This window comes from Neisseria gonorrhoeae, assembly GCF_013030075.1.
Classification (GTDB): Bacteria; Pseudomonadota; Gammaproteobacteria; order Burkholderiales; family Neisseriaceae; genus Neisseria; species Neisseria gonorrhoeae.
This window is the reverse complement of the sequence record NZ_AP023069.1, coordinates 286478-312517: the sequence shown is the minus strand read 5'-3', so window position 1 is coordinate 312517 and position 26040 is coordinate 286478. Positions and strand designations below refer to the sequence as shown.

General features: G+C 54.2%; 23 protein-coding genes, 1 tRNA gene and 5 pseudogenes. 19 read left to right on the top strand and 10 right to left on the bottom strand.

Annotated features, from left to right (window positions below; all coding sequences use genetic code 11):
* Window positions 1–9: 9 nt before the first annotated feature.
* The gene (gene mltG / locus HT085_RS01575) at window positions 10–1005 is read right to left on the bottom strand and encodes an endolytic transglycosylase MltG (protein WP_003687581.1); all 996 of its coding nucleotides are present in this window, start codon (window positions 1003–1005) and stop codon (window positions 10–12) included.
* 83 nt (window positions 1006–1088) lie between these two features.
* On the opposite strand from mltG, the gene ampD reads away from it, so the two are divergent.
* The 8 genes from ampD to HT085_RS01535 all read left to right on the top strand — a co-directional run bounded on the left by ampD (window position 1089) and on the right by HT085_RS01535 (window position 10863).
* A complete protein-coding gene (ampD, locus tag HT085_RS01570; protein WP_003687579.1) occupies window positions 1089–1661 on the top strand; it encodes a 1,6-anhydro-N-acetylmuramyl-L-alanine amidase AmpD in 573 nt (190 codons plus the stop codon).
* Between the two features lie 193 nt (window positions 1662–1854).
* The gene (locus HT085_RS01565) at window positions 1855–3141 is read left to right on the top strand and encodes a cell division protein ZipA C-terminal FtsZ-binding domain-containing protein (RefSeq protein ID WP_003687577.1); all 1287 of its coding nucleotides are present in this window, start codon (window positions 1855–1857) and stop codon (window positions 3139–3141) included.
* Between the two features lie 133 nt (window positions 3142–3274).
* Entirely contained in the window at window positions 3275–5746 is a 2472-nt protein-coding gene (ligA, locus tag HT085_RS01560; protein ID WP_012503417.1) for an NAD-dependent DNA ligase LigA, read from the top strand.
* A 56-nt stretch (window positions 5747–5802) separates the two neighbouring features.
* Window positions 5803–6978 carry a radical SAM family heme chaperone HemW gene (gene hemW, locus HT085_RS01555; RefSeq protein WP_003690720.1) on the top strand — a complete coding sequence of 392 codons (1176 nt, stop codon included), beginning with the start codon at window positions 5803–5805 and terminating at the stop codon, window positions 6976–6978.
* 442 nt (window positions 6979–7420) lie between these two features.
* A complete protein-coding gene (gene nspA / locus HT085_RS01550) occupies window positions 7421–7948 on the top strand; it encodes an outer membrane beta-barrel protein NspA (RefSeq protein WP_003690719.1) in 528 nt (175 codons plus the stop codon).
* 146 nt (window positions 7949–8094) lie between these two features.
* Window positions 8095–8484, top strand: a complete 390-nt coding sequence (locus tag HT085_RS01545; RefSeq protein ID WP_003687566.1) for a RidA family protein — start codon at window positions 8095–8097, stop codon at window positions 8482–8484.
* Between the two features lie 76 nt (window positions 8485–8560).
* Window positions 8561–9391 carry a symmetrical bis(5'-nucleosyl)-tetraphosphatase gene (locus HT085_RS01540; RefSeq protein ID WP_003687564.1) on the top strand — a complete coding sequence of 277 codons (831 nt, stop codon included), beginning with the start codon at window positions 8561–8563 and terminating at the stop codon, window positions 9389–9391.
* A gap of 14 nt (window positions 9392–9405) precedes the next feature.
* The gene (locus tag HT085_RS01535; RefSeq protein WP_003687562.1) at window positions 9406–10863 is read left to right on the top strand and encodes a TrkH family potassium uptake protein; all 1458 of its coding nucleotides are present in this window, start codon (window positions 9406–9408) and stop codon (window positions 10861–10863) included.
* A gap of 39 nt (window positions 10864–10902) precedes the next feature.
* Here the strand turns inward: HT085_RS01535 and HT085_RS01530 are convergent.
* The 9 genes and pseudogenes from HT085_RS01530 to HT085_RS01485 form a co-directional block, all read right to left on the bottom strand.
* Window positions 10903–11293 (bottom strand): annotated as a pseudogene (locus HT085_RS01530) (hypothetical protein).
* A gap of 2 nt (window positions 11294–11295) precedes the next feature.
* Window positions 11296–11427: pseudogene (locus HT085_RS01525) on the bottom strand (HNH endonuclease); the annotation flags it as partial.
* An 86-nt stretch (window positions 11428–11513) separates the two neighbouring features.
* On the bottom strand, window positions 11514–11900 hold the full coding sequence (locus HT085_RS01520) for a hypothetical protein (RefSeq protein ID WP_002245502.1): 387 nt from the start codon (window positions 11898–11900) through the stop codon (window positions 11514–11516).
* A gap of 2 nt (window positions 11901–11902) precedes the next feature.
* On the bottom strand, window positions 11903–12148 hold the full coding sequence (locus HT085_RS01515) for an HNH endonuclease (RefSeq protein ID WP_002237787.1): 246 nt from the start codon (window positions 12146–12148) through the stop codon (window positions 11903–11905).
* Window positions 12149–12225: 77 nt separating this feature from the next.
* Entirely contained in the window at window positions 12226–12468 is a 243-nt protein-coding gene (gene imm31, locus HT085_RS01510; RefSeq protein WP_002232149.1) for an Imm31 family immunity protein, read from the bottom strand.
* Window positions 12465–12548, bottom strand: a pseudogene (locus HT085_RS12235) (polymorphic toxin type 17 domain-containing protein); the annotation flags it as partial. The pseudogene HT085_RS12235 and the gene imm31, both read right to left, overlap by 4 nt.
* Window positions 12549–12625: 77 nt before the next feature.
* Entirely contained in the window at window positions 12626–13045 is a 420-nt protein-coding gene (locus tag HT085_RS01500; protein WP_002232153.1) for a hypothetical protein, read from the bottom strand.
* 30 nt (window positions 13046–13075) lie between these two features.
* Window positions 13076–14961: pseudogene (gene mafB, locus HT085_RS01490) on the bottom strand (polymorphic toxin MafB class 2).
* A gap of 262 nt (window positions 14962–15223) precedes the next feature.
* Window positions 15224–15300: transfer RNA gene (locus tag HT085_RS01485), tRNA-Pro, on the bottom strand.
* Between the two features lie 210 nt (window positions 15301–15510).
* On the opposite strand from HT085_RS01485, the gene nudB reads away from it, so the two are divergent.
* From nudB to pta, 11 genes and pseudogenes are all read left to right on the top strand, one after another.
* On the top strand, window positions 15511–15969 hold the full coding sequence (gene nudB / locus HT085_RS01480; RefSeq protein WP_003687554.1) for a dihydroneopterin triphosphate diphosphatase: 459 nt from the start codon (window positions 15511–15513) through the stop codon (window positions 15967–15969).
* Between the two features lie 101 nt (window positions 15970–16070).
* Window positions 16071–16604, top strand: coding sequence for an inorganic diphosphatase (locus HT085_RS01475; RefSeq protein WP_003687553.1), 534 nt, complete (start codon window positions 16071–16073; stop codon window positions 16602–16604).
* A gap of 107 nt (window positions 16605–16711) precedes the next feature.
* The gene (locus HT085_RS01470; RefSeq protein WP_003687552.1) at window positions 16712–16945 is read left to right on the top strand and encodes an NGO_0222 family membrane protein; all 234 of its coding nucleotides are present in this window, start codon (window positions 16712–16714) and stop codon (window positions 16943–16945) included.
* Window positions 16938–17537 carry an RdgB/HAM1 family non-canonical purine NTP pyrophosphatase gene (gene rdgB / locus HT085_RS01465; protein WP_003690713.1) on the top strand — a complete coding sequence of 200 codons (600 nt, stop codon included), beginning with the start codon at window positions 16938–16940 and terminating at the stop codon, window positions 17535–17537. Before HT085_RS01470 ends, rdgB begins: the two co-directional genes overlap by 8 nt.
* Window positions 17538–17564: 27 nt before the next feature.
* The gene (gene galU, locus HT085_RS01460; RefSeq protein ID WP_003687550.1) at window positions 17565–18434 is read left to right on the top strand and encodes a UTP--glucose-1-phosphate uridylyltransferase GalU; all 870 of its coding nucleotides are present in this window, start codon (window positions 17565–17567) and stop codon (window positions 18432–18434) included.
* 18 nt (window positions 18435–18452) lie between these two features.
* Entirely contained in the window at window positions 18453–19829 is a 1377-nt protein-coding gene (gene argH, locus HT085_RS01455) for an argininosuccinate lyase (protein WP_003690712.1), read from the top strand.
* Between the two features lie 57 nt (window positions 19830–19886).
* Window positions 19887–20367, top strand: a pseudogene (locus HT085_RS01450) (DMP19 family protein).
* Between the two features lie 251 nt (window positions 20368–20618).
* Window positions 20619–21614: a heme ABC transporter substrate-binding protein FbpA gene (gene fbpA, locus HT085_RS01445; RefSeq protein ID WP_003687545.1), complete on the top strand. Its 996-nt coding sequence runs from the start codon at window positions 20619–20621 to the stop codon at window positions 21612–21614.
* 67 nt (window positions 21615–21681) lie between these two features.
* Entirely contained in the window at window positions 21682–23199 is a 1518-nt protein-coding gene (fbpB, locus tag HT085_RS01440; RefSeq protein WP_010357027.1) for a heme ABC transporter permease FbpB, read from the top strand.
* Between the two features lie 20 nt (window positions 23200–23219).
* Window positions 23220–24278, top strand: a complete 1059-nt coding sequence (gene fbpC / locus HT085_RS01435) for a heme ABC transporter ATP-binding protein FbpC (RefSeq protein ID WP_003687540.1) — start codon at window positions 23220–23222, stop codon at window positions 24276–24278.
* A 184-nt stretch (window positions 24279–24462) separates the two neighbouring features.
* A complete protein-coding gene (gene pta, locus HT085_RS01430) occupies window positions 24463–25965 on the top strand; it encodes a phosphate acetyltransferase (RefSeq protein ID WP_010357022.1) in 1503 nt (500 codons plus the stop codon).
* Window positions 25966–26040 lie beyond the last annotated feature (75 nt).

Sequence of the window (26040 nt, the reverse complement as noted above, 5' to 3'; positions counted from 1 at the left end):
CGGCATGGTTTATTTTTTCAAAATATATTTGCGGACGGCGGCGTTGTGTTCGGTCAAATCATGGCTGAACTGGCTCAAGCCCGTGCCGTCCATTTTGGACACGAAATACAGGTATTTTTCGCCGGACGGGTGGGCGGCGGCATCGAGTGCCGCCTTGCCGGGCAGCGCAATCGGGGTTGGCGGCAGGCCGCCGCGCGTATAGGTGTTGTACGGCGTGTCGCGGCGCAGGTCGGCTTTACGGATTTTGCCCTTGTATGCCGCACCCATGCCGTAAATCACGGACGGGTCGGTTTGCAGGCGCATACCGATTTTCAGGCGGTTGACGAAGACGGAAGCGACATGGTCGCGGTCGGCCTCATGCCCCGTTTCCTTTTCGATCAGGCTCGCCATAATCAGCATTTCATAAGGGTTTTTATAAGGCAGCCCGTCCTGCCTGCCTGCCCATGCCTCGTTCAGGCGGCGTTGCATCGCCTTGTAGGCGGTTTGGTAAATCTGCAAATCGCTGCCGCCCGCATCGATTTCGTAGCTGTCGGGAAAAAACTGCCCTTCAGGATTGCCGCTGAAGGCATCGGGCGCAACTTCCGCCATCAGTTTTTCATTGCTCCAGCCTTTGGTGTCGTGTCCGATGTCGGGCGTTGCGTCGATGACTTTCCTCATATGCGAAAAACGCGAACCTTCGATAATCTGCACGGTAACGGAATCCGGCCTGCCGCCGCGCATTTTCTGCAAGATATCCCAAGCAGACACTTCCGAAGGCAATCTGTACGTCCCCGTATGCAGCCTGTTGTGCACACCCAAAACGTAGGCCGCCGCCGTCAAAACATGCCTGCTGAACACGATGCGGTCTTCGGCAAGTTTCCTGCCGACCGACGAAATACCCTGATTTTTGGCAATCTTGATTCGGTATGCCCTGCCGTTGTCTTTAGGGACAAAAAGCAGCGCGGCGAAAACGGCTGCCGATACGGTCAAAAAAACGGCAGTCCATTTCAACATTTTTTTCAACATGGTAGGATTCCCAGCATTCGGAATACGTCTTAAAATTCGGGCGACAGTATAACCCAAATTGCCCGCCGGACAGGAAGAACATCATGGACAATCACGCCGGAGCACACTGGCAAAACGGCTGGCTTCAAAGCATACGCCATACCCCGTCGCCCAATTTCAGCCCGAGGGAAACGGGAGAAACGGTTTCCCTGATCGTGCTGCACAACATTTCGCTGCCGCCGTTCGAATACGGCACGGATGCGGTGGAAAAGCTGTTTGCCAACCGGCTCGACCCCGACGGACATCCGTTCTTCAGCCTGATACACACTTTGCACGTGTCCAGCCATTTCCTGATTGCACGCGACGGCGAAACGGTGCAGTTCGTATCATGCGGCGACATGGCGTACCACGCCGGCGCATCCTCGTTTCGGGGGCGGGAGAAGTGCAACGCGTTTTCCATCGGCATCGAACTGGAAGGCTGCGATTTCGAACCGTTTGCCGAAGCGCAATACCGTTCGCTCGAAACACTGTTGGCAGCCCTCTGCCGCCGCTACCCCATCACGGCGGTAACGGGACACCAAGACATCGCACCCGGCCGCAAAACCGACCCCGGCCATTTTTTCGACTGGCGGCGGATACGGGAAAAAGGGTTTCCCGTGGACAGAAATGCCGTCTGAAAACCACAGATTTCAGACGGCATTTCGGAAAATTTCCGCTTATTTCGACACACTGCTGTCAGACCCTGCAATTTTCGTTATAATTCAAACGTTATAACCGGCCGTTCCGTCAGACTGCCGGAAACGCAAGCCCGATTTAACCGCAGTACCCGCACTTTGCGCATCCTGCATCCCGAAATTTAAAGTGATTGCCATGATTTACATCGTACTGTTCCTCGCCGCCGTCCTCGCCGTTGTCGCCTACAATATGTATCAGGAAAACCAATACCGCAAAAAAGTGCGCGACCAGTTCGGACACTCCGACAAAGATGCCCTGCTCAACAGCAAAACCAGCCATGTCCGCGACGGCAAACCGTCCGGCGGGCCAGTCATGATGCCGAAACCCCAACCGGCGGTCAAAAAACCGGCCAAACCCCAAGACTCCGCCATGCGCAACCTGCAAGAACAGGATGCCGTCTACATCGCCAAGCAGAAACAGGCAAAAGCCTCCCCGTTCAAAACCGAAATCGAAACCGCCTTGGAAGAAATCGGCATTATCGGCAACTCCGCCCACACCGTTTCCGAACCCCAAACCGGACATTCCGCACCGAAACCTGCCGACGCGCCGGCAAAACCCGTTCCCGTTCCGCAAACGCCGGCAAAACCGCTGATTACGCTCAAAGAGCTGTCGAAGGTCGAGCTGCCCTGGTTTGACGTGCGCTTCGACTTCATCTCCTATATCGCGCTGACCGAAGCCAAAGAACTGCACGCACTGCCGCGCCTTTCCAACCGCTGCCGCTACCAGATTGTCGGCTGCACCATGGACGACCATTTCCAGATTGCCGAACCCATCCCGGGCATCCGCTATCAGGCATTTATCGTGGGTATCCAGGCAGTCAGCCGCAACGGACTTGCCTCGCAGGAAGAACTCTCCGCATTCAACCGCCAGGCGGACGCATTCGCACAAAGCATGGGCGGTCAGACGCTGCACACCGACCTTGCCGCCTTTATCGAAGTGGCTTCCGCACTGGACGCATTCTGCGCGCGCGTCGACCAGACCATCGCCATCCATTTGGTTTCGCCGACCAGCATCAGCGGCGTAGAACTGCGTTCCGCCGTAACGGGCGTGGGTTTCGTTTTGGAAGACGACGGCGCGTTCCACTATACCGACACGTCGGGCTCGACCATGTTCTCCATCTGCTCGCTCAACAACGAGCCGTTTACCAATGCCCTTTTGGACAACCAGTCCTACAAAGGCTTCAGTATGCTGCTCGACATCCCGCACTCTCCGGCAGGCGAAAAAACCTTCGACGATTTGTTTATGGATTTGGCGGTACGCCTGTCCGGTCAGTTGAACCTGAATCTGGTCAACGACAAAATGGAAGAAGTTTCGACCCAATGGCTCAAAGACGTACGCACTTATGTATTGGCGCGTCAGTCCGAGATGCTCAAAGTCGGTATCGAACCGGGCGGCAAAACCGCCCTGCGCCTGTTTTCATAACTCCGCAAACACAAAGGCGGATACATCGGCAACGGTGCATCCGCCTTTTGTTTTCAGGTAAAATCCGACCATTTCCAACACGTTTTACCGTTCAGACGGCATTTGTCCATGCCGTCTGAACCTGTACGAATCCATGAACCCGACCGCACAACGCATACACGAACTCACCGACCTCCTCAACCGCTACGCCTACGAATACTACACCCTCGACGCGCCCAGCATACCCGATGCCGAATACGACCGCCTGTTCCGCGAACTCGAAGCGTTGGAACGAAACCATCCCGAGCTCAAGCTGCCCGACAGCCCGACCCAGCGCGTCGGCGGCGAGCCTTTGGCAGGCTTTGCCGAAGTGCGCCACGAAGTGCCGATGCTGTCGCTGACCAACGCCTTTTCCCCGCAAGATGAAAACGGCGTGTTCGACCATGCCGAAATGTACGCCTTCGACCAACGCGTGCGCGACGGCTTGGACGGCGGCAATCCCGAATACGTTATCGAACCCAAATTCGACGGCCTCGCCATCAGCCTGCTCTACCGCGACGGCGTATTGGTGCAGGCGGCAACGCGCGGCGACGGCACGACGGGCGAAGACGTTACCCGAAACGTCAAAACCGTATCCAACATCCCCCTGCGGCTGCACGGCGAAAACGTGCCCGAACTCATCGAGGTACGCGGCGAAGTGCTGATGCTCAAAGCCGACTTTGCCGGGCTCAATAAACGCCAAGCCGAAAACGGGCAAAAACCCTTTGCCAATCCGCGCAACGCCGCCGCCGGCAGCCTGCGCCAACTCGATTCGCGCATCACCGCGCAACGCAAACTGCACTTTTTCCCCTATTCGATTGCCCGTCAGCAAGGCGGTTTCGAAGCTGAAGAACACATCCAAGAACTCGCCTATTTCCAAGAACTCGGCTTCAGTCTGCCCAATGGCAATTTCGGCTGTTTCAAAAATATCGGCGAAGTATTGGCGTTTTACGAACACATGCAGCAAAAACGCCCCGAACTGCCCTACGAAATCGACGGCATGGTGGTCAAAGTCAACAGCTTGGCGCAACAGCGCGAACTCGGCTTCATCTCCCGCGCGCCGCGTTGGGCGGTTGCCCACAAATTCCCTGCCGAAGAAGCCCTGACCATTGTCGAAGCGATTGACGTGCAAATCGGCAGGACGGGCGCGGTAACGCCGGTTGCCCGCCTGCAACCCGTATTCGTCGGCGGCGTAACCGTTACCAACGCCACCCTGCACAATCAGGACGAAGTATCGCGCAAAGACGTGCGCGTCGGCGATACCGTCGTCGTGCGCCGCGCCGGAGACGTGATTCCCGAAGTCGTGCGCGTGATTTTCGAACGCCGCCCGATGCAGGAAACCGCCGTTGCCGTTTCAGACGGCATCGGGCATCAGCAGGACGACCTGTTTGCCGAAACACCGTCCGCCAAGCAAACCGAATCCGTTCCGCTCCATAAGCCCTACCGCCTGCCGGCCCGCTGCCCCATCTGCCGCAGCGAAATCGAACGCGAAGAAGGCGAAGCCGTCGCCCGATGCAGCGGCGGTATGCTTTGTCAGGCACAACGCGCGCAAGGCTTAATCCACTTCGCCTCGCGCAAAGCGATGGACATCGACGGCTTGGGTGAAAAACAAATCGAACAGCTGGTCGCCCAAGACCTCGTCCGCCATTTCGCCGACCTCTACCGCATCGATATTCCGACCCTGCAAAAAATGAAGGAAACGGCGGATAAAGGGTCATCTGAAAACGAAAACGGCGACGCAGAAACGGTTTCAGGCGACCTGTCTAAATACAATACCCAAAACGGCAAAAAACAACCGACCAAGTGGGCGCAAAACATCCTCGCAGGCATAGAATCCGGCAAAACGCCCGAACTTGCCCGCTTCCTGTTCGCGCTCGGCATCCGCCACGTCGGCGAACGCACCGCCAAAACGCTGGCGCAGGCATTCGGCACATTGGAACGCGTCCGCCGCGCCCCCGAACCCGTCCTCGCCTGCCTGCCCGACATCGGCACGGTAGTGGCGCGTTCCATTGCCCACTTCTTCGCCCAAGCCGAACAGCAGGCGATGATAGACGAGCTGCTCGCCGCAGGCGTTGCCCCGCAAGCCCAAGCCGTCAGCCTGCCTGCCGCACAATATGCCGGGCCGCAACGCTGGATTACCCGCCTGCCCGGTTTCAAAATCAGCGAAAACAAAGCCCAAGCCTTATGGGAACTCGCCGGACAAAGTATAGAAGGACTGCAAAACGACAAAGCCCTCCCTGCCGACTGGCAGGCGTGGCGCAGCAAAGCGCAAAACACCGCCCTGCTCGAAAACCTAAAAACCTTCTTCGCGCAAATGCCGTCTGAAGACGAGGCGGCGCAAGGTTCAGACGGCATCAATAAAGCCGTGGCAGGCAAAACCTTTGTGTTAACCGGCACCCTGCCCACCTTCAAACGCGACCAAGCCCAAGCCCTAATCGAAGCCGCAGGCGGCAAAGTGTCCGGCAGCGTGTCCAAAAAAACCGACTACGTCGTCGCCGGAGAAGCCGCGGGCAGCAAGCTGGAAAAAGCCAATGCCTTGGGCGTTTCCGTCCTCAGCGAAGCCGAACTGCTTACCCTGCTCTGCTGAACCCATGCCGTCCGAACCGCCTTCAGACGGCATCGTCCACTTTTCCGAACCGCACCATGCACACCATTTCCTTTCCAAACCGCACCCGACTCACCGCCCTGCCGCCCCTGTCGCTCTATATCCACATCCCGTGGTGCATCAAAAAATGCCCGTATTGCGACTTCAATTCCCACAGCCTGAAAAACGGATTGCCCGAAGCCGCCTATATCGACGCGCTGCTGACCGACTTGCAGCTTGAATTGCCCAATATTTGGGGCAGGCCGGTGGAAACGATATTTTTCGGCGGCGGTACGCCCAGCCTGTTTCAGGCGGAATCGATTGACCGTTTGTTAAGCGGCGTGCGTTCGCTGTTGCGCTTGCAGCCCGAAGCGGAAATTACGTTGGAAGCCAATCCGGGTACATTTGAAATCGAGAAGTTTCAAGGATTTAAAGACGCAGGCATCACGCGGCTTTCTATCGGCGTACAGAGTTTCAACGACGATATGCTCTCAAGGCTGGGGCGCGTCCACAATGGCAAAGAAGCCTTAACCGCTATCGATACCGCCTTAAAATTATTTGATAAAGTCAATATCGACTTGATGTACTCCCTGCCGAACCAAACCGTTCAGACGGCATTGGACGACGTGCAAACCGCCATCGCCACAGACGCAACCCACATCAGCGCATATCATCTGACGATGGAGCCGAACACGCCGTTCGGTCATACGCCGCCGAAAGGTTTGCCGCAAGACGAAGCGGCGCTCGACATCGAAGACGCGGTACACGGCACACTGGAAGGCGCGGGTTTTATCCACTACGAAACATCGGCTTTTGCGAAACCCACCATGCAGTGCCGCCACAATTTGAACTACTGGCAGTTCGGCGATTATTTGGGCATAGGCGCGGGCGCGCACGGCAAAATCTCCTATCCCGACCGCATCGAGCGCACCGTCCGCCGCCGCCACCCCAACGACTACCTCGCCTTAATGCAAAGTCAGCCGGGCGAAGCCGTCGAACGCAAAACCGTCGCCGCCGAAGATTTGCCGTTCGAATTCATGATGAACGCCCTGCGCCTGACCGACGGCGTACCCGCCGCGATGTTGCAGGAGCGCACGGGCGTACCCGCCGCCAAAATCATGGTGCAAATCGAAACGGCAAGGCAAAAAGGCCTGCTGGAAACCGACCCGACCGTATTCCGCCCGACCGAAAAAGGACGCTTGTTTTTAAACGATTTGTTGCAGTGTTTTTTATAAGCGCAAACAAATCGGCGGCCGCCCGGGTAAAACCCGCCCCGAACGCGGCCGGCAAATATGCCTATCGATGGGAAACGCAGCCGCATCCCCCGCCGGGCGTTTCAGACGGCACAGCCGCCGCCGGAAATGTCCGACGCCTAAGGTAACGCCGCACACAAAAAACCGTACGCCTGCGCCTGCAACAATCTGACAAATGCCGCCGCCCCGCCTTTGCGGTTTTTTCCAAACCGTTTGCAAGTTTCACCCATCCGCCGCGTGATGCCGCCGTTTAAGGGCAACGCGCGGGTTAACGGCTTTGCCGTCGGCAAAGCAGCCGGATGCCGCCGCGTATCTTGAGGCATTGAAAATATTACGATGCAAAAAGAAAATTTCAGTATAATACGGCAGGATTCTTTAACGGATTATTAACAATTTTTCTCCCTGACCATAAAGGAACCAAAATATGAAAAAAGCACTTGCCGCACTGATTGCCCTCGCACTCCCGGCCGCCGCACTGGCGGAAGGCGCATCCGGCTTTTACGTCCAAGCCGATGCCGCACACGCCAAAGCCTCAAGCTCTTTAGGTTCTGCCAAAGGCTTCAGCCCGCGCATCTCCGCAGGCTACCGCATCAACGACCTCCGCTTCGCCGTCGATTACACGCGCTACAAAAACTATAAACAAGCCCCATCCACCGATTTCAAACTTTACAGCATCGGCGCGTCCGTCATTTACGACTTCGACACCCAATCGCCCGTCAAACCGTATTTCGGCGCGCGCTTGAGCCTCAACCGCGCTTCCGCCCACTTGGGCGGCAGCGACAGCTTCAGCAAAACCTCCGCCGGCCTCGGCGTATTGGCGGGCGTAAGCTATGCCGTTACACCCAATGTCGATCTGGATGCCGGCTACCGCTACAACTACATCGGCAAAGTCAACAATGTCAAAAACGTCCGTTCCGGCGAACTGTCCGCCGGCGTGCGCGTCAAATTCTGATATACGCGTTATTCCGCAAACCGCCGAGCCTTCGGCGGTTTTTTGTTTCCGGCACATATACCGCCTAAAACTACACAAGCCGGCGGTTTTGTACGATAATCCCGAACGCTGCGGCTTCTGCCGCCCTATTTTTTGAGGAATCCGAAATGTCCAAAACCGTCATCCATACCGACAAAGCCCCCGCCGCCATCGGCGCATACAGCCAGGCCGTGCGCGCCGGCGGCACCGTTTACATGAGCGGTCAGATTCCGCTCGATCCCGCCACGATGACTGTGGTCGGCAACGGCGATTTCCACACCGAAGCGCGCCAAGTGTTCCAAAACCTGCAGGCCGTCGCCGAAGCGGCAGGCGGTTCGCTGGACGACATCGTCAAACTCAACGCCTACCTGACCGACTTGGGCAATTTTGCCGTCTTCAACGAAGTGATGGCGGAATTTATCACCGAGCCGTTCCCCGCCCGCGCCGCCGTCGGCGTTGCCTCGCTGCCCAAAGGCGTGCAGGTCGAAGCGGAAGCCGTCCTCGTTTTGAACGCATAATTCCACGTTCGGACGGCATAAGATTTCCAACCGTGCCGTCCGAACCGCAACACTTTCCCACTTCACAACACCCGCAATGGCACATTACGCAATCGGCGACATCCAAGGCTGTTTCGACGAACTGACCGCGCTGCTCGGCAAAATCGGCTTCAACCACGGCACGGACACCCTCTGGCTGACGGGCGACATCGTCAACCGCGGCCCGAAATCCCTCGAAACGCTGCAATTCTGCATCCGGCACGAAAACAGCGTGCAAATCGTCCTCGGCAACCACGACCTGTACCTGCTCGCCGTCGGCTGCGGCGAAGGCGCGCTCAAACGCAGCGACACAATCGAACCCATACTCAAACACCCCGACGGCGGAAAAATGCTCGACTGGCTGCGCGCGCAACCGCTTTTGATACGCGAGGGCGGCCGCGTGATGATACACGCCGGCATCCTGCCGCAATGGCGCATAGCCAAAGCCGAATCGCTCGCCGGAGAAGCCGAAGCCGAACTGCGCGGCAAAAAATACGTCAAATTCTTCTCCAAAATGTACGGCAACAAACCGGCCGCATGGGACGAAGGTTTGGAAGGCTATGCCCGCCTGCGCTTCATCGTCAACGCCTTCACGCGGATGCGCGCCCTGACCTTTAAAAACGAACTGGATTTCGACTACAAATCCACAGTGAAAAAAATGCCGCCTTACCTGCGCCCGTGGTTCAAAGCCCCCGATCGGCAAAACCTCGACCACACCATCATCTTCGGACACTGGTCCTCGCTGGGCTACACGAATGCCGACAACGTCATCTCGCTGGACACCGGCGCGCTGTGGGGCGGGCAGCTGACCGCCGTCAACCTCGAAACGGAAGAAATTACCCAAGTCCAAGCCGCCGGCGGCATAGACTGGAAAAGCTTCGCAAAATAACGGACCGCCCCACTATGCACAAAATCCTGCCCATCGCCCACGTCCTCTCCCGACTGGGTATGCTGTTTTCCTTTATCCTGCTGATACCCGCCGCCCTTTCCTACGCCTTTTCGGACGGCGCGTACACCGCATTCGCCACCACCGCGACCGTTACCCTTTCCGGCTCGTGCATCGTCCGGCTCGCCACCCTCCGGTTCAGGCGCGAACTGCGCCCGCGCGACGGCTTCACCCTCGTCCTGATGTTGTGGCTGGCGTTTGCCGCTATGGCTGCGATGCCGATGTACCTGTATTTCCCGAATATGGGCTTTACCGACGCATTTTTTGAATCGATGTCGGGACTGACCACCACCGGCGCGACCGTCATCCCCCACGTCGACGGGCTCGCCCCCTCCGTCAACTTTTGGCGGCATATGCTCAACTGGCTGGGCGGGATGGGCATCATCGTCCTTGCCGTCGCCATCCTGCCTATGCTCGGCGTAGGCGGCACGCAGTTATTCAAAGCCGAAATCCCCGGCATTGACAAAGAAAGCAAAATGTCGCCGCGCATTTCCCAAGTGGCGAAAAAACTCTGGTTCGGCTACACCCTGATCACCATCCTCGCGGCAGCCTGCCTGCATTTTGCCGGGATGGGTTGGTTCGATGCCGTCTGTCACGCGCTGGCAACCCTCTCGCTGGGCGGGTTTTCCACCCACGATGCCAGCATCGGTTATTACAACTCCCCCCTCATCGAAGCAGTCATCATCGTTTTCACTATTTTCGGCGGCATCAATTTTGCCAGCCATTTCGCCGCCCTCAACAGCCGCAGCCTCAAAACCTATTGGAAAGACGAAGAATGCCGGACGATGCTGCTGCTGCTCTCCGGCAGCATCCTTGCCGCCGCCCTGTACCTGTGGCACACCGGCCATTACGCCGGCTTCGGCGAATCCCTGCGCTACACCGCCTTCAACTTCGTCTCCATCGGATTGGCAAACGGGCTGTCCAACACCGACTTCGCACAATGGCCGCTCCTGATTTCCCTGTGGATGTTTTTCCTCGCCAACATCCTCGCCAGCTCCGGCTCGACCGGCGGCGGCATCAAAACCATACGCGCCCTCGTCCTGTTCAAATTCAGCCTGCGCGAAATGATGGTGCTGCTGCACCCCAAAGCCGTCCGCACCGTCAAAATCAGCGGCAAAGCCATACCCGACCGCCTCGCGCTGACCGTTATGTCCTTCATCTTCATCTACTTTATGACCGTCGTCCTCTTCAGCTTCCTGCTGATGGCGAGCGGTATGGAATTTACCACCGCCTTTACCGCCGTCATCGCCTGCATTACCAACGCCGGCCCCGGACTGGGCGAAGTCGGGCCCGCCGGCAATTACGCCGGTTTGGACGTGATGCAGAAATGGATCTGCGTTACCGCAATGCTCTTGGGCAGGCTGGAAATCTTCACCGTCTTCATCCTCTTCACCCCCGCCTACTGGAAGAAATAAAAATGCCGTCTGAAAACTTTTCAGACGGCATATTGTCCTTTAAAGAAGCGGAAGCTCTACAAAAGGAAAGAACCGTTTAAATTTATGATAAATTTCAGGATATTTCTCTAAGGCTTTTAATGCTTTTTCTTTTGAAACGGGAGGGTCTATAGACATCTATCCCCCTTAAGAAGGCAATGCCTGTCAAGGCATTTTTTTTCGATTTTGATAGGCTGTAACTCGAAACAAAACCTACAATATTGTCAATGTCTCCAATTCCCCCATTGAAATCCGCCAAGTCAAAAATATAAAAAGGGATGTCCTCGATGGGCATATCGCGTATTACTTGTTCAATCCATAACTTGAATTCATTTAAATCAATAGATTGAGAGAATAAGCATTTAATTGCAAATCCTAAATCATCACTATCCTCTTTTATGATTTTCCACATAGTTACTTTCCTTTACTCATCGCTCTCCAACCGATATGGTCGGTATCATGATGCGAGTCTTCACGAATCAATTGCATCCTTCCTGTATCTTGATGATGATGCCAAGTGTAATTTGGTATTTCAGATGTTCCTTTGCCGTCAAACATTTCTTTGGTTATCCGCTTTATATCAAAAATGCCGTCTGAAAGCCGAATATCGTTTCAGACGGCATTTTGACTGTTTAAAGCGGAGGCAGCTCTACAAACGGAAAGAAATGCTGAAACTTCTGATAAATTTCAGGATGTTTTTCTAAGGCTTTTAATGCTTTTTCTTTTGAAATGGGAGGATCGTAGACATCTATCCCCCTTAAAAAAGCAATACCGGTTAATGCATTATCCTGATTTTTTGATAAGTTATTTTCGGGAACAAATCCTATAATATCAATCAGATCGTATAGTGATTGAAAATCTATCAAATCAAAAAAATAATTTGGAATTTCATCTAAATCCACTTCCCTTATGATTTTTTCGACCCACATTTTAAATTCGGTAAGATTGATTGCTTGGCAATATATACTGCCTATGGCAAAATTTAAGTCGGTGCTATTTTCTTTATAAATTTTCCACATAATTATTTACCCTTCCCCATTGCCGTCCCTCCTATGTGACCGGTTTTAGAATGTTCCCATTCAGGCACAAGCTGCATTCTCCCTGTATCTTGATGATGATGCCAAGTGTAGCTAGGGATTTTGTCTTTGCCTTTTTCGATTGCCTTTAGTTGCTTTGTTGTAAAAGCAGAACTACGTACTTCTCCTCGTTTAATGGCTTCCGCCAAATCCTTGGTTGCCAGCCTCATTTGCCCTGTAGAATCCTTCAATCTGAACTCCTTATGCTTACATAAACATAATTACCAGTTTCAGTATCTAAAAAACTTGCTTAAATTACTTAAATTAGCTAATAAAAATCATCGCGAGAGAATTTTTTTCCAGTCGGTATAATATATTTCTTATCTATATATATACAATATTTTATATCAAAAAGTAAAATAGTATAGCCATAGATTATACCATCTTCTTCGCTTATACCTAATACCACTCCTTTTTTTCCTTTAATAGTCTCACCATTTTCTAACAAATCATTAGGGCAAGAATCTTTTATAATAACTTCAGAGTAGAAATCTAATTTTAAATTAGTCATTTGTGTGTAATCTTTCCATCAATTGATATATTTAAATGCTTACCATCCCTACTAGCCCATCCAAGTTGCTCTCTTCCTGTTAATCATGGCACAGCGTATAAGCGTGGATTTGCAGTCCAATCTATATCGCTGATTCTATTCATTAAGCTAATTATGCTTATTCCTCAATCACAGTCTCCACCACCGAATGAATACTTTTAGGCAATTGCAAAAAAGCATTCCAAGCAATTAAAGCAGTTTTAAAAGTATGCAGCGAACAGCTTAATACTGGATAACCATCTTCTTCATCAAATTCATTGTGATAAAAAATGACCTTATCATGATGAAATTCTAGGCAAAATTGTTGACCACCGCCATCATCATAAATTTCATTTGGATTATTTTCTATTAATTCTATAATCTTGAAATGCTCATCAATCGTGGATCGATAGTAAATATCGCTCATTAAGGTAGACGTAATGTAATCATATATTCCTACATAATAATCAACCCTATTATCATAGTCATCCAGAATGATACACATTCTAAATGTATCTCCTGATGGAAATTTATCACAAAAGCACTTAATTCTTTTCATCATTAATCTCCTAATTTTTCATAAATATTACTATTCATAAATGGGATATGCTGTTCTATTAGGTTCGGTAAATCCTTCTATTTTAATACCCGATTTACTTGTACCCTGCCATTTATTATCCTTAAGCATTATTCTACTTTCCCAAGCCGAAGTAACTTCAGCCCTAATTCTAGCCTCATCCCAATCTTTTGGGAACATGGTGTGCTTGGTCATCACTTTCCCACCTTTTTTCGTTTTCACCTCCCAACTTCCATCAGGCTTTTTAATTTCCACTGTCGCTTGATAAACCCCATGTTTATCAGGTGCCGAGGTTTGTTGTATCACCCGTACATCACCACGGGTTAGACTATGCCCTCCTGTTACTGTGCCTTTCTTATTGATATCACCACCTATAAAATGATTAAAATCTAACCCTGTTTTATTTTCCCATTCTCGTTGCGCATGGGCTTTAAACTGACTACTCTGACTCCTTCTTCTCGTTTCCTGAACATTTTTCTCCACCTGCTCACGAGTTGTCAATTTATTAAGCTTCCTATCAACCTCCCATCTCGGTTTCGCATCAAACACAGGCTTAGCCTTAGGTATACCGCCCCCGATAATTCTTGAATATCGAGCTTCGTATCATATTTCACGTGCTTCTCAAAATTCGGAAACCCTTTACCGTCAAACGGTACGCCTGTCTTCGGGTGGCGTTGGTCTGCCAGTTTGACATTCTTTCCGTTTGACGGCGGCACGGTTGAGGAGGTGATGTTTTCTTTGCCGTAACGCTGCTCCAAGTTTGAACGGATATTTCGGGAATGGTAAGGGGACGGGTATTTGGCGTATGCCGCATCGGCAAAATTGTCGCTGACGGCGGATTTCCCTTTCGGCAATGCGATCGCGCCCATCTGCGACCGCTTGACAGGATGTGCCGTGATGCCGCCCAAGCCGTATTTTCCCCGAACAGCTCCAATCCCTTTGACGGGGATGACTGCCGTAAAGATATTGCTGACGGCTTCTATGCCTTGTGCGGCATTGGGATTTTGGACTGCCCAATCGCGGATGGCTGCTGCGGCATAGTCTTTGAGTTGCGCCATATCTGCCAAATCGTTGATGCGCGCCATCTTGTTTTCGGTGGAAAGCAGACCCAAGCCGTGCATGACAGCAATGTTTGAGCCTTCGCTTATACCCTGCACGGCATCGCCTGCGCCGACAATTTCTCCTGCCGCGCCGATGATGTTTTTGACGATATCTGCAGTGCCGTTGAAAGCTTCGGCGGCATTGCCCGATCTGTCCAGCTCGGGGCTGTATCGGGTGGCGCGTTTGAATCCGTCGCCTACTCCTTGCGTCAGCATAGCGCCGGCATTGTGGAAACGGTCGGCAAGCCGTTGTCCGGTGCTGCGGTTGTCGGTCAGGTTGAGGCGGATATTTTGGGCAACGCCTTTTATGTCGTAGCTGTATATATCCCTCGCGCCTTTGGGAGCGGGATAGCCGCCGCCCTGTGGCCCGTCATAGCCGTCGGCGGGATGGTGTTCGTATCCGTCCCAATGGATGCGGTAAAGGCTGAATCCGTCAACGGGACTACCGGCTTCGTCAGAATCGGAATGTGAGGCATGGTTGTCGAAGGGGGAATGGACTTCGTGCCCGTGATCGGAAAAGCGGACAATGTAGCCGATATTTCCTTTAATGGCCGCCTGTTGAATCATCAGGTTGCCCAACTGATGGCTTTGTATGTTTCCCAATCCGATATGGCCGCTGCGCTCGGCAAGCTCCCCCCTGCTGCCGAATAGGTGGTATTTCCCGTCGGGTTCGAAATGCTGACGGTCGAGAACCTGCCGGATAAAGGGATCGTTTGCCAAATCTGAGGCGTGTGCATGCATCGGCAGGCACACTGCCAGTATGGACAGAATAAGGGATATTTTGCGGGAAATGCCCAATTTGATGTTCCTTAAGATGGTACGGAATGAAACTATAGTGGATTAAATTTAAACCAGTACGGCGTTGCCTCGCCTTGCCGTACTATTTGTACTGTCTGCGGCTTCGTCGCCTTGTCCTGATTTTTGTTAATCCACTATTAAGATAAAGAGATGCCGTCTGAACGGTTTTCGGACGGCATTTGAATGTCTGTCGCCGCGTACTCTACATCATAATCATACGGACGGCAAAAAAGCCGCTTTTGAAAGCGGCTTTCGGAATTTTTGGTCGGAGTGAAAGGATTCGAACCTTCGACCCCTTGCACCCCATGCAAGTGCGCTACCAGACTGCGCCACACTCCGACTCGGTAAGTCGCGGATTATAGTTTCCGCCCGTCACTTTGGCAAGCATTAAAATCACAACCGCCCTTATCTTTTTGACACAAAGGAAAATTTACCGGCAAACACCGGCGCGTCCCATCCGTGCAGAAAAAAGGATACGGAAAAGGATAAACGCCATAACGTGCGGCGTTTGCTATAATCCGCCCCTTCATTACCGCAGCCCGCCGAAAGATGCCGATGGCAAAACCGCTCAAATACCCCGTTTCCGCACTGGTCGTCCTTTATAGCGGGGACGGCGGCATCCTGCTCATCGAACGCACGCATCCGAAAGGATTTTGGCAGTCGGTAACCGGCAGCCTCGAACCGGGCGAAACCGTCGCCCAAACGGCAAGGCGCGAAGTTTGGGAAGAAACCGGCATCCTGCTGGAGGACGGGCAGCTCCAAGACCGGCACGACAGCACGGTTTACGAAATCTACCACCACTGGCGGCACCGCTACCCCAAAGGCGTGTTTGAAAACCGCGAACACGTCTTCCGGGCCGAAATCCCGCGCGATACGCCCGTCGTCCTGCAACCCGAGGAACACGTCTCCTACGGCTGGTTCGGCTTGGAAGAAGCGGCGGAAAAAGTGTTTTCCCCGTCCAACAGGCGCGCGATTTTGGAACTGGGCAGGTTTTTGGGCAAACGGTAACACGCGCCCGGTTTCCCTTTCAGACGGCATCGGACGCATTTCCAGCCGGACGTTTGTGCTATACTTTCAAACTTCAAACCTTCCCAAATAAAGGAAACCAAATGGCAGACTTCAACCAAATCCTGACCCCGGGCGACGTGGACGGCGGCATCATCAACGTCGTCAACGAAATCCCCGCCGGCAGCAACCACAAAATCGAGTGGAACCGCAAACTCGCCGCATTCCAACTCGACCGCATCGAACCCGCCATCTTCGCCAAACCGACCAACTACGGCTTCATCCCCCAAACTTTGGACGAAGACGGCGATGAATTGGACGTGTTGCTCGTTACCGAACAACCTCTGGCAACCGGCGTATTCTTGGAAGCGCGCGTTATCGGCGTGATGAAATTCGTCGACGACGGCGAAGTGGACGACAAAATCGTCTGCGTACCTGCCGACGACCGCAATAACGGCAACGCCTACAAAACTTTGTCCGATTTGCCGCAACAGCTCATCAAACAAATCGAGTTCCACTTCAACCACTACAAAGACCTGAAAAAAGCGGGTACGACCAAAGTCGAATCCTGGGGCGGTGCGGAAGAAGCGAAAAAAGTCATCAAAGAATCCATCGAACGTTGGAACAAACAGGCATAATGCCCGCCATGCCGTCTGAACGCCGCTTCAGACGGCATTTTTCCAGCCTCTAGGGAATGCCGTCCTAATCGGCTATAATCCGAACATCCCGTTTCCGACCGAACGCCATGAACCGCCGAAAAATCTATCTGTTGTCTGTTGCCTTGTTCACACTGGCATTTATGCTGCCCGTCCTCTTGGGTGCTTATCTGCTGACCGCCGGCAGCAAAGCCTTCGCCGTCGCGTCCTTCCTTTTCGCATTCGGCGCGCTGTTCGGGCAAATCGGCGCACTCGCCCTCTACCTGCGGCACAAATCCCTACGCGCCGCCCCATCTTCATCACAGGGAAACCGCTATGTCTGAAAAACCGGAAAAAATCGTTTTGGCAAGCGGCAATGCCGGCAAGCTCAAAGAATTCGGCAACTTATTCAAACCTTACGGCATCACCGTATTGCCGCAATCCCCATTCGGCATACCCGAATGCCCCGAACCCTATCCCACCTTTGTCGAAAACGCGCTGGCAAAAGCCCGGCACGCCGCCGGACACAGCGGGCTGCCCGCACTCGCCGACGACAGCGGCATCTGTGCCGCCGCCCTAAACGGCGCGCCGGGCATCCATTCCGCACGTTACGCCGGCAGCAATCCCAAATCCGATACCGCCAACAACCTGAAACTTGCCGCCGAACTTGCCGGCAAGGCCGACAAAAGTTGTTCTTATGTCTGCGTATTGGTTTTTGTCCGTCATAAAGACGACCCGCGCCCGATTATCGCCGAGGGCATATGGCACGGACAATGGCACGACACGCCGCTCGGGCAAAACGGTTTCGGTTACGACCCGTATTTTTATCTGCCCGAACACGGCAAAACCGCCGCCGAATTGGATTCGGAGGTCAAAAACCGCGAAAGCCACCGCGCGCAGGCACTCGCCGATTTAATCCGCAAACTCGCCCTTTAAACATCAAAACAATACAAAGGAAAAAGAATGAAACCGATAAAAAAAGCCGTCTTCCCCGTTGCAGGGATGGGAACCCGCTTCCTGCCCGCCACCAAGGCCAACCCGAAAGAAATGCTGCCCATCGTCGACAAGCCGCTGATCCAATACGCCGTAGAAGAAGCCGTGGAAGCCGGCTGCACGGAAATGGTGTTTGTTACCGGGCGCAACAAGCGCAGCATCGAAGACCATTTCGACAAGGCATACGAACTCGAAACTAAGTTGGAAATGCGCCATAAAGACAAATTGTTGGAACACGTCCGCAACATCCTGCCGCCGAACATTACCTGCCTCTACATCCGTCAGGCGGAAGCACTGGGATTGGGACACGCCGTCTTGTGCGCCCGCGCCGCCATCGGCGACGAACCCTTCGCCGTCATCCTTGCCGACGACTTAATCGATGCGCCCAAAGGCGCGCTCAAACAAATGGTCGAAGTGTACGGGCGCAGCGGTAACAGCATTTTGGGCGTAGAAACCGTCGAACCGTCGCAAACCGGCTCATACGGCATCGTCGAAACCGAACAGCTCAAACAGTTCCAACGCATTACCGGCATTGTCGAAAAACCCAAGCCCGAAGACGCGCCCTCCAACCTTGCCGTTGTCGGACGCTACATCCTCACCCCGCGCATTTTCGACCTTTTAACCGGCCTGCCGCGCGGCGCGGGCAACGAAATCCAGCTTACAGACGGCATCGCCAAGCTGCTCGATCACGAATTTGTCTTGGCGCACCCCTTTGAAGGCACGCGCTACGACTGCGGCAGCAAACTCGGCTATCTCGAAGCCACCGTCGCCTACGGTTTAAAACACCCCGAAACCGGCGAACCCTTCCGCCGCCTTTTGGAAAAATACCGCACCGAATAACCCCATCAAGGAATCCTTATGCACGACAAAACCTGGTCCGGACGTTTCAACGAACCCGTTTCCGAACTCGTCAAACAATACACCGCCTCCATCGGTTTCGACCAACGCCTTGCCGAATGGGACATCCAAGGCTCGCTCGCCCACGCGCAGATGCTGACCCGGTCGGGTGTGCTGAGTGAAAACGATCTGACCGACATCCGTCGGGGCATGTCGGAAATCCTCGAAGAAATCCGCAGCGGCAAAATCGAATGGCCGCTCGATTTGGAAGATGTCCACATGAACATCGAACGCCGCCTGACCGACAAAATCGGCGACGCGGGCAAACGCCTGCACACCGGCCGCAGCCGCAACGACCAAGTCGCCACCGACATCCGCCTTTGGCTGCGCGACCAGATTACCGTTATCCAAAACCTGATTCAAAACCTTCAGACGGCATTATTGGATTTGGCGGAACAAAACGCCGAAACCGTCATGCCCGGTTTTACCCATCTGCAAGTCGCCCAGCCGGTCAGCTTCGGACACCACATGCTCGCCTACGTCGAAATGCTCGGACGCGATTTCGAACGCATGGCCGACTGTCGCAAACGCGTCAACCGTATGCCGCTCGGCGCTGCCGCCCTTGCCGGTACGACCTATCCGATTCAGCGCGAAATCACCGCCGAATTGTTGGGTTTCGAACAAATCTGCCAGAACTCGCTCGATGCCGTATCCGACCGCGATTTTGCCATTGAGTTCACCGCCGCCGCCTCGCTGGTTATGGTTCACTTGAGCCGCCTGTCTGAAGAATTGATTTTGTGGATGAGTCCGCGTTTCGGCTTTATCGACATCGCCGACCGCTTCTGTACGGGTTCGTCCATCATGCCGCAAAAGAAAAACCCCGACGTACCCGAACTCGTGCGCGGTAAATCCGGCCGAGTCATCGGACACCTTATCGGCCTGATTACCCTGATGAAATCGCAGCCCTTGGCATACAACAAAGACAATCAGGAAGACAAAGAACCGCTGTTTGACACCGCCGACACGCTCATCGACACGCTGCGGATTTACGCCGATATGATGCGCGGCGTAACCGTCAAACCCGGCAATATGCGCGCCGCCGTGATGCAGGGTTTTGCCACCGCCACCGACTTGGCGGATTATCTGGTCAAAAAAGGTATGCCCTTCCGCGATGCCCACGAAGTCGTTGCCCAAGCCGTGCGCCACGCCGATGAAGCCGGCGTTGATTTGAGCGAATTGCCGCTCGAAGCCCTGCAAGGCTTCAGCAAGCTGATTTCAGACGACGTGTACGGCGTTCTGACACCCGAAGGCAGCCTCAACGCGCGCAACCACTTGGGCGGCACCGCGCCCGAACAGGTACGCCTCCAAGTCAAACGCTGGCGGGAAATGTCAGCTTAACCCCCAAATGCCGTCTGAAGAAATGTTCAGACGGCATTTTTAAAAGGCAAGAATATTATGACCGATACGGATACCCAAGCCGACCGCTTCGAGCAGATGATGCGGCAGGCGGTGGACAAACTTTTTGAACAGCATGACGGCAAACTCGAAAGCATGGACGGACGGGAACAGGAGCTGGTTTTGATTTGGCGGGCGGAAGCCGACATCGGCAACGGCGGCATACTGCAATTTGTCTGCAACTGGGGTTTTCCCGCCGCCGAAAAGACTTGTTCCGTTCTGAAAAAAATCGGCGCGGTACACAGCGCAATGCTGATCCATCGGGCGGCAGACGCATTGGGAAAAGAAATCCGCCACCTCCAATCGGAAGGTAAAAACCTAAAAGAAATGTGGGATATATAGTGGATTAACAAAACATCTCGACAACAAAACCGCCTCGCTGCCGAACAGTCTGGATGAACAATATTGGCAAGATCCCGACAAACTGTATCTGCCGGGATGGCAATACTATTCCGGCAACCTTGTTCAGACGGCGTTTTAAAGGGAGAGGTTCTCCAGCATTCCGACAAATCAAAATGCCGCCTTTACCCACATTCCGCCACGCATTGCCCGCCGCTTCCGCCTTACGGGCGCGATGCACGGAAAAAATACAAGTCAGAACAAACAATAACCGGATCGGATAATAACAAATTTAAAAAATAATTATTTGCATTTATAAAAAAGAAGGAATACACTACACCCCGTTATGTCTTAACAAGGTATACACCCTCATTCATTTAGGAGAAAATCGATATGAAAACATCTATCCGATACGCACTGCTTGCCGCAGCCCTGACCGCCGCCACCCCCGCGCTGGCAGACATTACCGTGTACAACGGCCAACACAAAGAAGCGGCACAAGCCGTTGCAGATGCCTTTACCCGGGCTACCGGCATCAAAGTCAAACTCAACAGTGCCAAAGGCGACCAGCTTGCCGGCCAAATCAAAGAAGAAGGCAGCCGAAGCCCCGCCGACGTATTCTATTCCGAACAAATCCCGGCACTCGCCACCCTTTCCGCAGCCAACCTCCTAGAGCCCCTGCCCGCCTCCACCATCAACGAAACACGCGGCAAAGGCGTGCCGGTTGCCGCCAAAAAAGACTGGGTGGCACTGAGCGGACGTTCGCGCGTCGTCGTTTACGACACCCGCAAACTGTCTGAAAAAGATTTGGAAAAATCCGTCCTGAATTACGCCACGCCGAAATGGAAAAACCGCATCGGTTACGTCCCCACTTCCGGCGCGTTCTTGGAACAGATTGTCGCCATCGTCAAACTGAAAGGCGAAGCGGCCGCATTGAAATGGCTCAAAGGCCTGAAAGAATACGGCAAGCCTTACGCTAAAAACTCCGTCGCCCTTCAAGCGGTTGAAAACGGCGAAATCGATGCCGCCCTCATCAACAACTACTACTGGCACGCTTTCGCGCGTGAAAAAGGCGTACAAAATGTCCACACCCGCCTGAATTTCGTCCGCCACAGAGATCCCGGCGCACTCGTTACCTATTCCGGCGCAGCCGTGTTAAAATCCTCCCAAAACAAGGATGAGGCGAAAAAATTCGTCGCCTTCCTCGCCGGCAAGGAAGGACAGCGCGCCCTGACCGCCGTCCGTGCCGAATATCCTTTGAATCCGCACGTGGTATCCACCTTCAATTTGGAACCCATCGCCAAGTTGGAAGCACCCCAAGTGTCCGCCACCACTGTTTCCGAAAAAGAACACGCCACCCGGCTGCTTGAGCAAGCCGGTATGAAATAAGCCGTTTTCGGATTGTCAAACGGGCGGACATTTATACTGTCCGCCCGTTTTGCCGATGAAAAACACTATGTCTCCTAAAAAAATACCCATTTGGCTTACCGGCCTCATCCTACTGATCGCCCTGCCGCTTACCCTGCCTTTTTTATATGTCGCTATGCGTTCGTGGCAGGTCGGCATCAACCGCGCCGTCGAACTGTTGTTCCGCCCGCGTATGTGGGATTTGCTCTCCAACACCTTGACGATGATGGCGGGCGTTACCCTGATTTCCATTGTTTTGGGCATTGCCTGCGCCCTTTTGTTCCAACGTTACCGCTTCTTCGGCAAAACCTTTTTTCAGACGGCAATCACCCTGCCTTTGTGCATCCCCGCATTTGTCAGCTGTTTCACCTGGATCAGCCTGACCTTCCGCGTCGAAGGCTTTTGGGGGACAGTGATGATTATGAGCCTGTCCTCGTTTCCGCTCGCCTACCTGCCCGTCGAGGCGGCACTCAAACGCATCAGCCTGTCTTACGAAGAAGTCAGCCTGTCCTTGGGCAAAAGCCGCCTGCAAACCTTTTTTTCCGCCATCCTCCCACAGCTCAAACCCGCCATCGGCAGCAGCGTGTTACTGATCGCCCTGCATATGCTGGTCGAATTTGGCGCGGTATCCATTTTGAACTACCCCACTTTTACCACTGCCATTTTCCAAGAATACGAAATGTCCTACAACAACAATACCGCCGCCCTGCTTTCCGCTGTTTTGACGGCGGTGTGCGGCATCGTCGTATTTGGAGAAAGCATATTTCGCGGCAAAGCCAAGATTTACCACAGCGGCAAAGGCGTTGCCCGTCCTTATCCCGTCAAAACCCTCAAACTGCCCGGTCAGATCGGCGCGATTGTTTTTTTAAGCAGCTTGTTGATTTTGGGCATTATTATCCCCTTTGGCGTATTGATACATTGGATGATGGTCGGCACTTCCGGCACATTCGCGCTCGTATCCGTATTTGATGCCTTTATCCGTTCCTTAAGCGTATCGGCTTTAGGTGCGATTTTGACTATATTATGTGCCTTGCCCCTTGTTTGGGCATCGGTTCGCTATCGCAATTTTTTAACCGTTTGGATAGACAGGCTGCCGTTTTTACTGCACGCCGTCCCCGGTTTGGTTATCGCCCTATCCTTGGTTTATTTCAGCATCAACTACACCCCTGCCGTTTACCAAACCTTTATCGTCGTCATCCTTGCCTATTTCATGCTTTACCTGCCGATGGCGCAAACCACCCTGAGGACTTCCTTGGAACAACTCCCCAAAGGGATGGAACAGGTCGGCGCAACATTGGGGCGCGGACACTTCTTTATTTTCAGGACGTTGGTACTGCCGTCCATCCTGCCCGGCATTACCGCCGCATTCGCACTCGTCTTCCTCAAGCTGATGAAAGAGTTGACCGCCACCCTGCTGCTGACCGCCGACGATGTCCACACGCTCTCCACCGCCGTTTGGGAATACACATCGGACGCACAATACGCCGCCGCCGCCCCTTACGCGCTGATGCTGGTATTATTTTCCGGCATACCCGTATTCCTGCTGAAGAAATACGCCTTCAAATAACAGCTTGAGGAAGCACCGCTATGACCGCCGCCCTGCACATCGGACACCTGTCCAAAAGTTTTCAAAACACCCCGGTTTTAAACGACATTTCGCTCAGCCTCGACCCGGGCGAAATTCTCTTTATCATCGGCGCGTCCGGCTGCGGCAAAACCACCCTTTTACGCTGCCTTGCCGGTTTCGAACAACCCGATTCCGGCGAAATTTCGCTTTCCGGCAAAACCATCTTCTCGAAAAATACCAACCTTCCCGTCCGCGAACGCCGTTTGGGTTACCTCGTACAGGAAGGCGTGCTGTTCCCCCACCTGACCGTTTACCGCAATATCGCCTACGGTCTCGGCAACGGCAAAGGCAGGACGGCGCAAGAGCGACAGCGCATCGAAGCCATGTTGGAATTGACCGGCATTTCCGAACTTGCCGGACGCTATCCGCACGAACTTTCGGGCGGACAACAACAGCGCGTCGCCCTCGCCCGCGCCCTCGCCCCCGACCCCGAACTGATTTTGTTGGACGAACCCTTCAGCGCGCTGGACGAACAGTTGCGCCGCCAGATTCGCGAAGACATGATTGCCGCCCTGCGCGCCAACGGAAAATCCGCCGTTTTTGTCAGCCACGACCGCGAAGAAGCCCTGCAATACGCCGACCGGATTGCCGTGATGAAACAGGGGCGCATCCTCCAAACCGCAAGCCCTCACGAATTGTACCGACAACCTGCCGACCTTGATGCCGCCCTGTTTATCGGCGAAGGCATCGTGTTCCCCGCCGCGCTCAACGCCGACGGCACCGCCGATTGCAGATTGGGCCGCCTGCCCGTCCAAAGCGGCGCACCCGCAGGCACGCGCGGTACACTGCTCATCCGTCCGGAACAGTTCAGCCTTCACCCCCATTCCGCACCCGCCGCCTCCATTCACGCCGTGGTTCTCAAAACCACGCCCAAAGCGCGGCATACCGAAATCAGCCTCAGGGCCGGACAAACCGTCCTCACGCTCAACCTCCCTTCCGCCCCCACCCTGTCAGACGGCATTTCCGCCGTCCTCCATTTGGACGGTCCCGCCCTGTTCTTCCCCGGAAATACCCTCTGAAAGGCGGCAGCATCCACAAGCCTGCGGATATTTATCTTGTTGGAAACAGAATTTGTTTGCTATATTCAACCTGCGCGCCCCAAGCCAAACACGGCACGCACGGCACGCAGGCAGCCGTTTCTGCCCATATGCCGCCCCTTCCAACCACATATGCCGCACACCGCAGCATACGAAAGGATATATTATGGCAAAAGTACTCGTCGTACCCGTATCTGCCGGACTGAACACCTCCGCCGCCGCACAAGCCTTTGCAAAAGCACTGGACGCACAAGTTTTCCAAGCCGTTGACGCAACCGCCGAAACCCTGCTCGCGCAAGGCAAAAGCGACGACTGGTTCGACGCACTGGTCGGCAAAGTTGCCGCACTCGATGCCGCCAACCTCGTCATCGAAGGCATCGCGCCCGATGCCGACAAAATCTATCTCGCAGGCAAAAACGTCGAACTGGCATTGTCCCTTGACGCGGCAGCCGTCTTCGCCGTCCGTTCCGACAATACCGATGCCGACGCGCTGGCACACCAATTGAACCTTGCCAAACAGTTCTTCGCCGCCGCGCCGGGCGTATTGGAAGGTTTTGTCGTGGACGGTGCGGCAGCCTCCGTTGCCGAAGCGGCAGCCGAGAAAACCGGCCTGACCTTCTTCGGTTCGAGCGACGCGCTGAAAGACGTATCCGTATTGGCAGGCCGCGAAGCAAAACGCCTGTCGCCGGCGCAATTCCGCTACAACCTGATCGACTTCGCCCGCCAAGCCGGCAAACGCATCGTCCTGCCTGAAGGCGCAGAACCCCGCACCGTCCAAGCCGCCGCCATCTGCCACGAAAAAGGCATTGCCCGCTGCGTCCTGCTTGCCAAACGCGAAGAAGTCGAAGCCGTTGCCAAAGAACGCGGCATCAGCCTGCCCGACTCTTTGGAAATCATCGATCCCGCCTCATTGGTCGAACAATACGTCGAGCCGATGTGCGAACTGCGCAAATCCAAAGGCCTGACACCCGAAGACGCGCGCAAGCAACTGCAAGACACCGTGGTACTCGGTACGATGATGATGGCGCAAAATGATGTGGACGGTTTGGTATCCGGTGCGGTTCACACCACCGCCAACACCATCCGCCCCGCTTTGCAACTGATTAAAACCGCACCGGGCGCAAGCCTCGTATCCAGCGTATTCTTTATGCTGCTACCAAATCAGGTTCTGGTGTTCGGCGACTGCGCGGTTAATCCGAACCCGACCGCGCAACAGCTTGCCGACATCGCCATCCAGTCTGCCGATTCCGCAAAAGCCTTCGGCATCGACCCGAAAGTGGCGATGATTTCCTACTCCACCGTCAACTCCGGCAGCGGCCCCGATGTCGATACCGTCATCGAAGCCACCAAACTTGCCCGGGAAAAACGCCCCGACCTCGCCATCGACGGCCCGCTGCAATATGACGCGGCAACCGTGCCGGGCGTAGGCAAATCCAAAGCCCCGGGCAGCCCGGTGGCAGGACAGGCAACCGTTTTGGTCTTCCCCGACCTGAACACCGGCAACTGCACCTATAAAGCCGTCCAACGCAGTGCCAACGTCTTGAGCGTCGGCCCGCTGCTGCAAGGCCTGCGCAAACCGGTCAACGACCTGTCTCGCGGCGCGCTGGTGGAAGACATCGTGTTCACCATCGCCCTGACTGCCGTTCAGGCAAAACAAATGGAAGGCTGACAAACGGCTTTCCGGGTTTGAACCCTATGCCGTCTGAAGACAGATTCCCGTTTTCAGACGGCATTTTTATCAGCC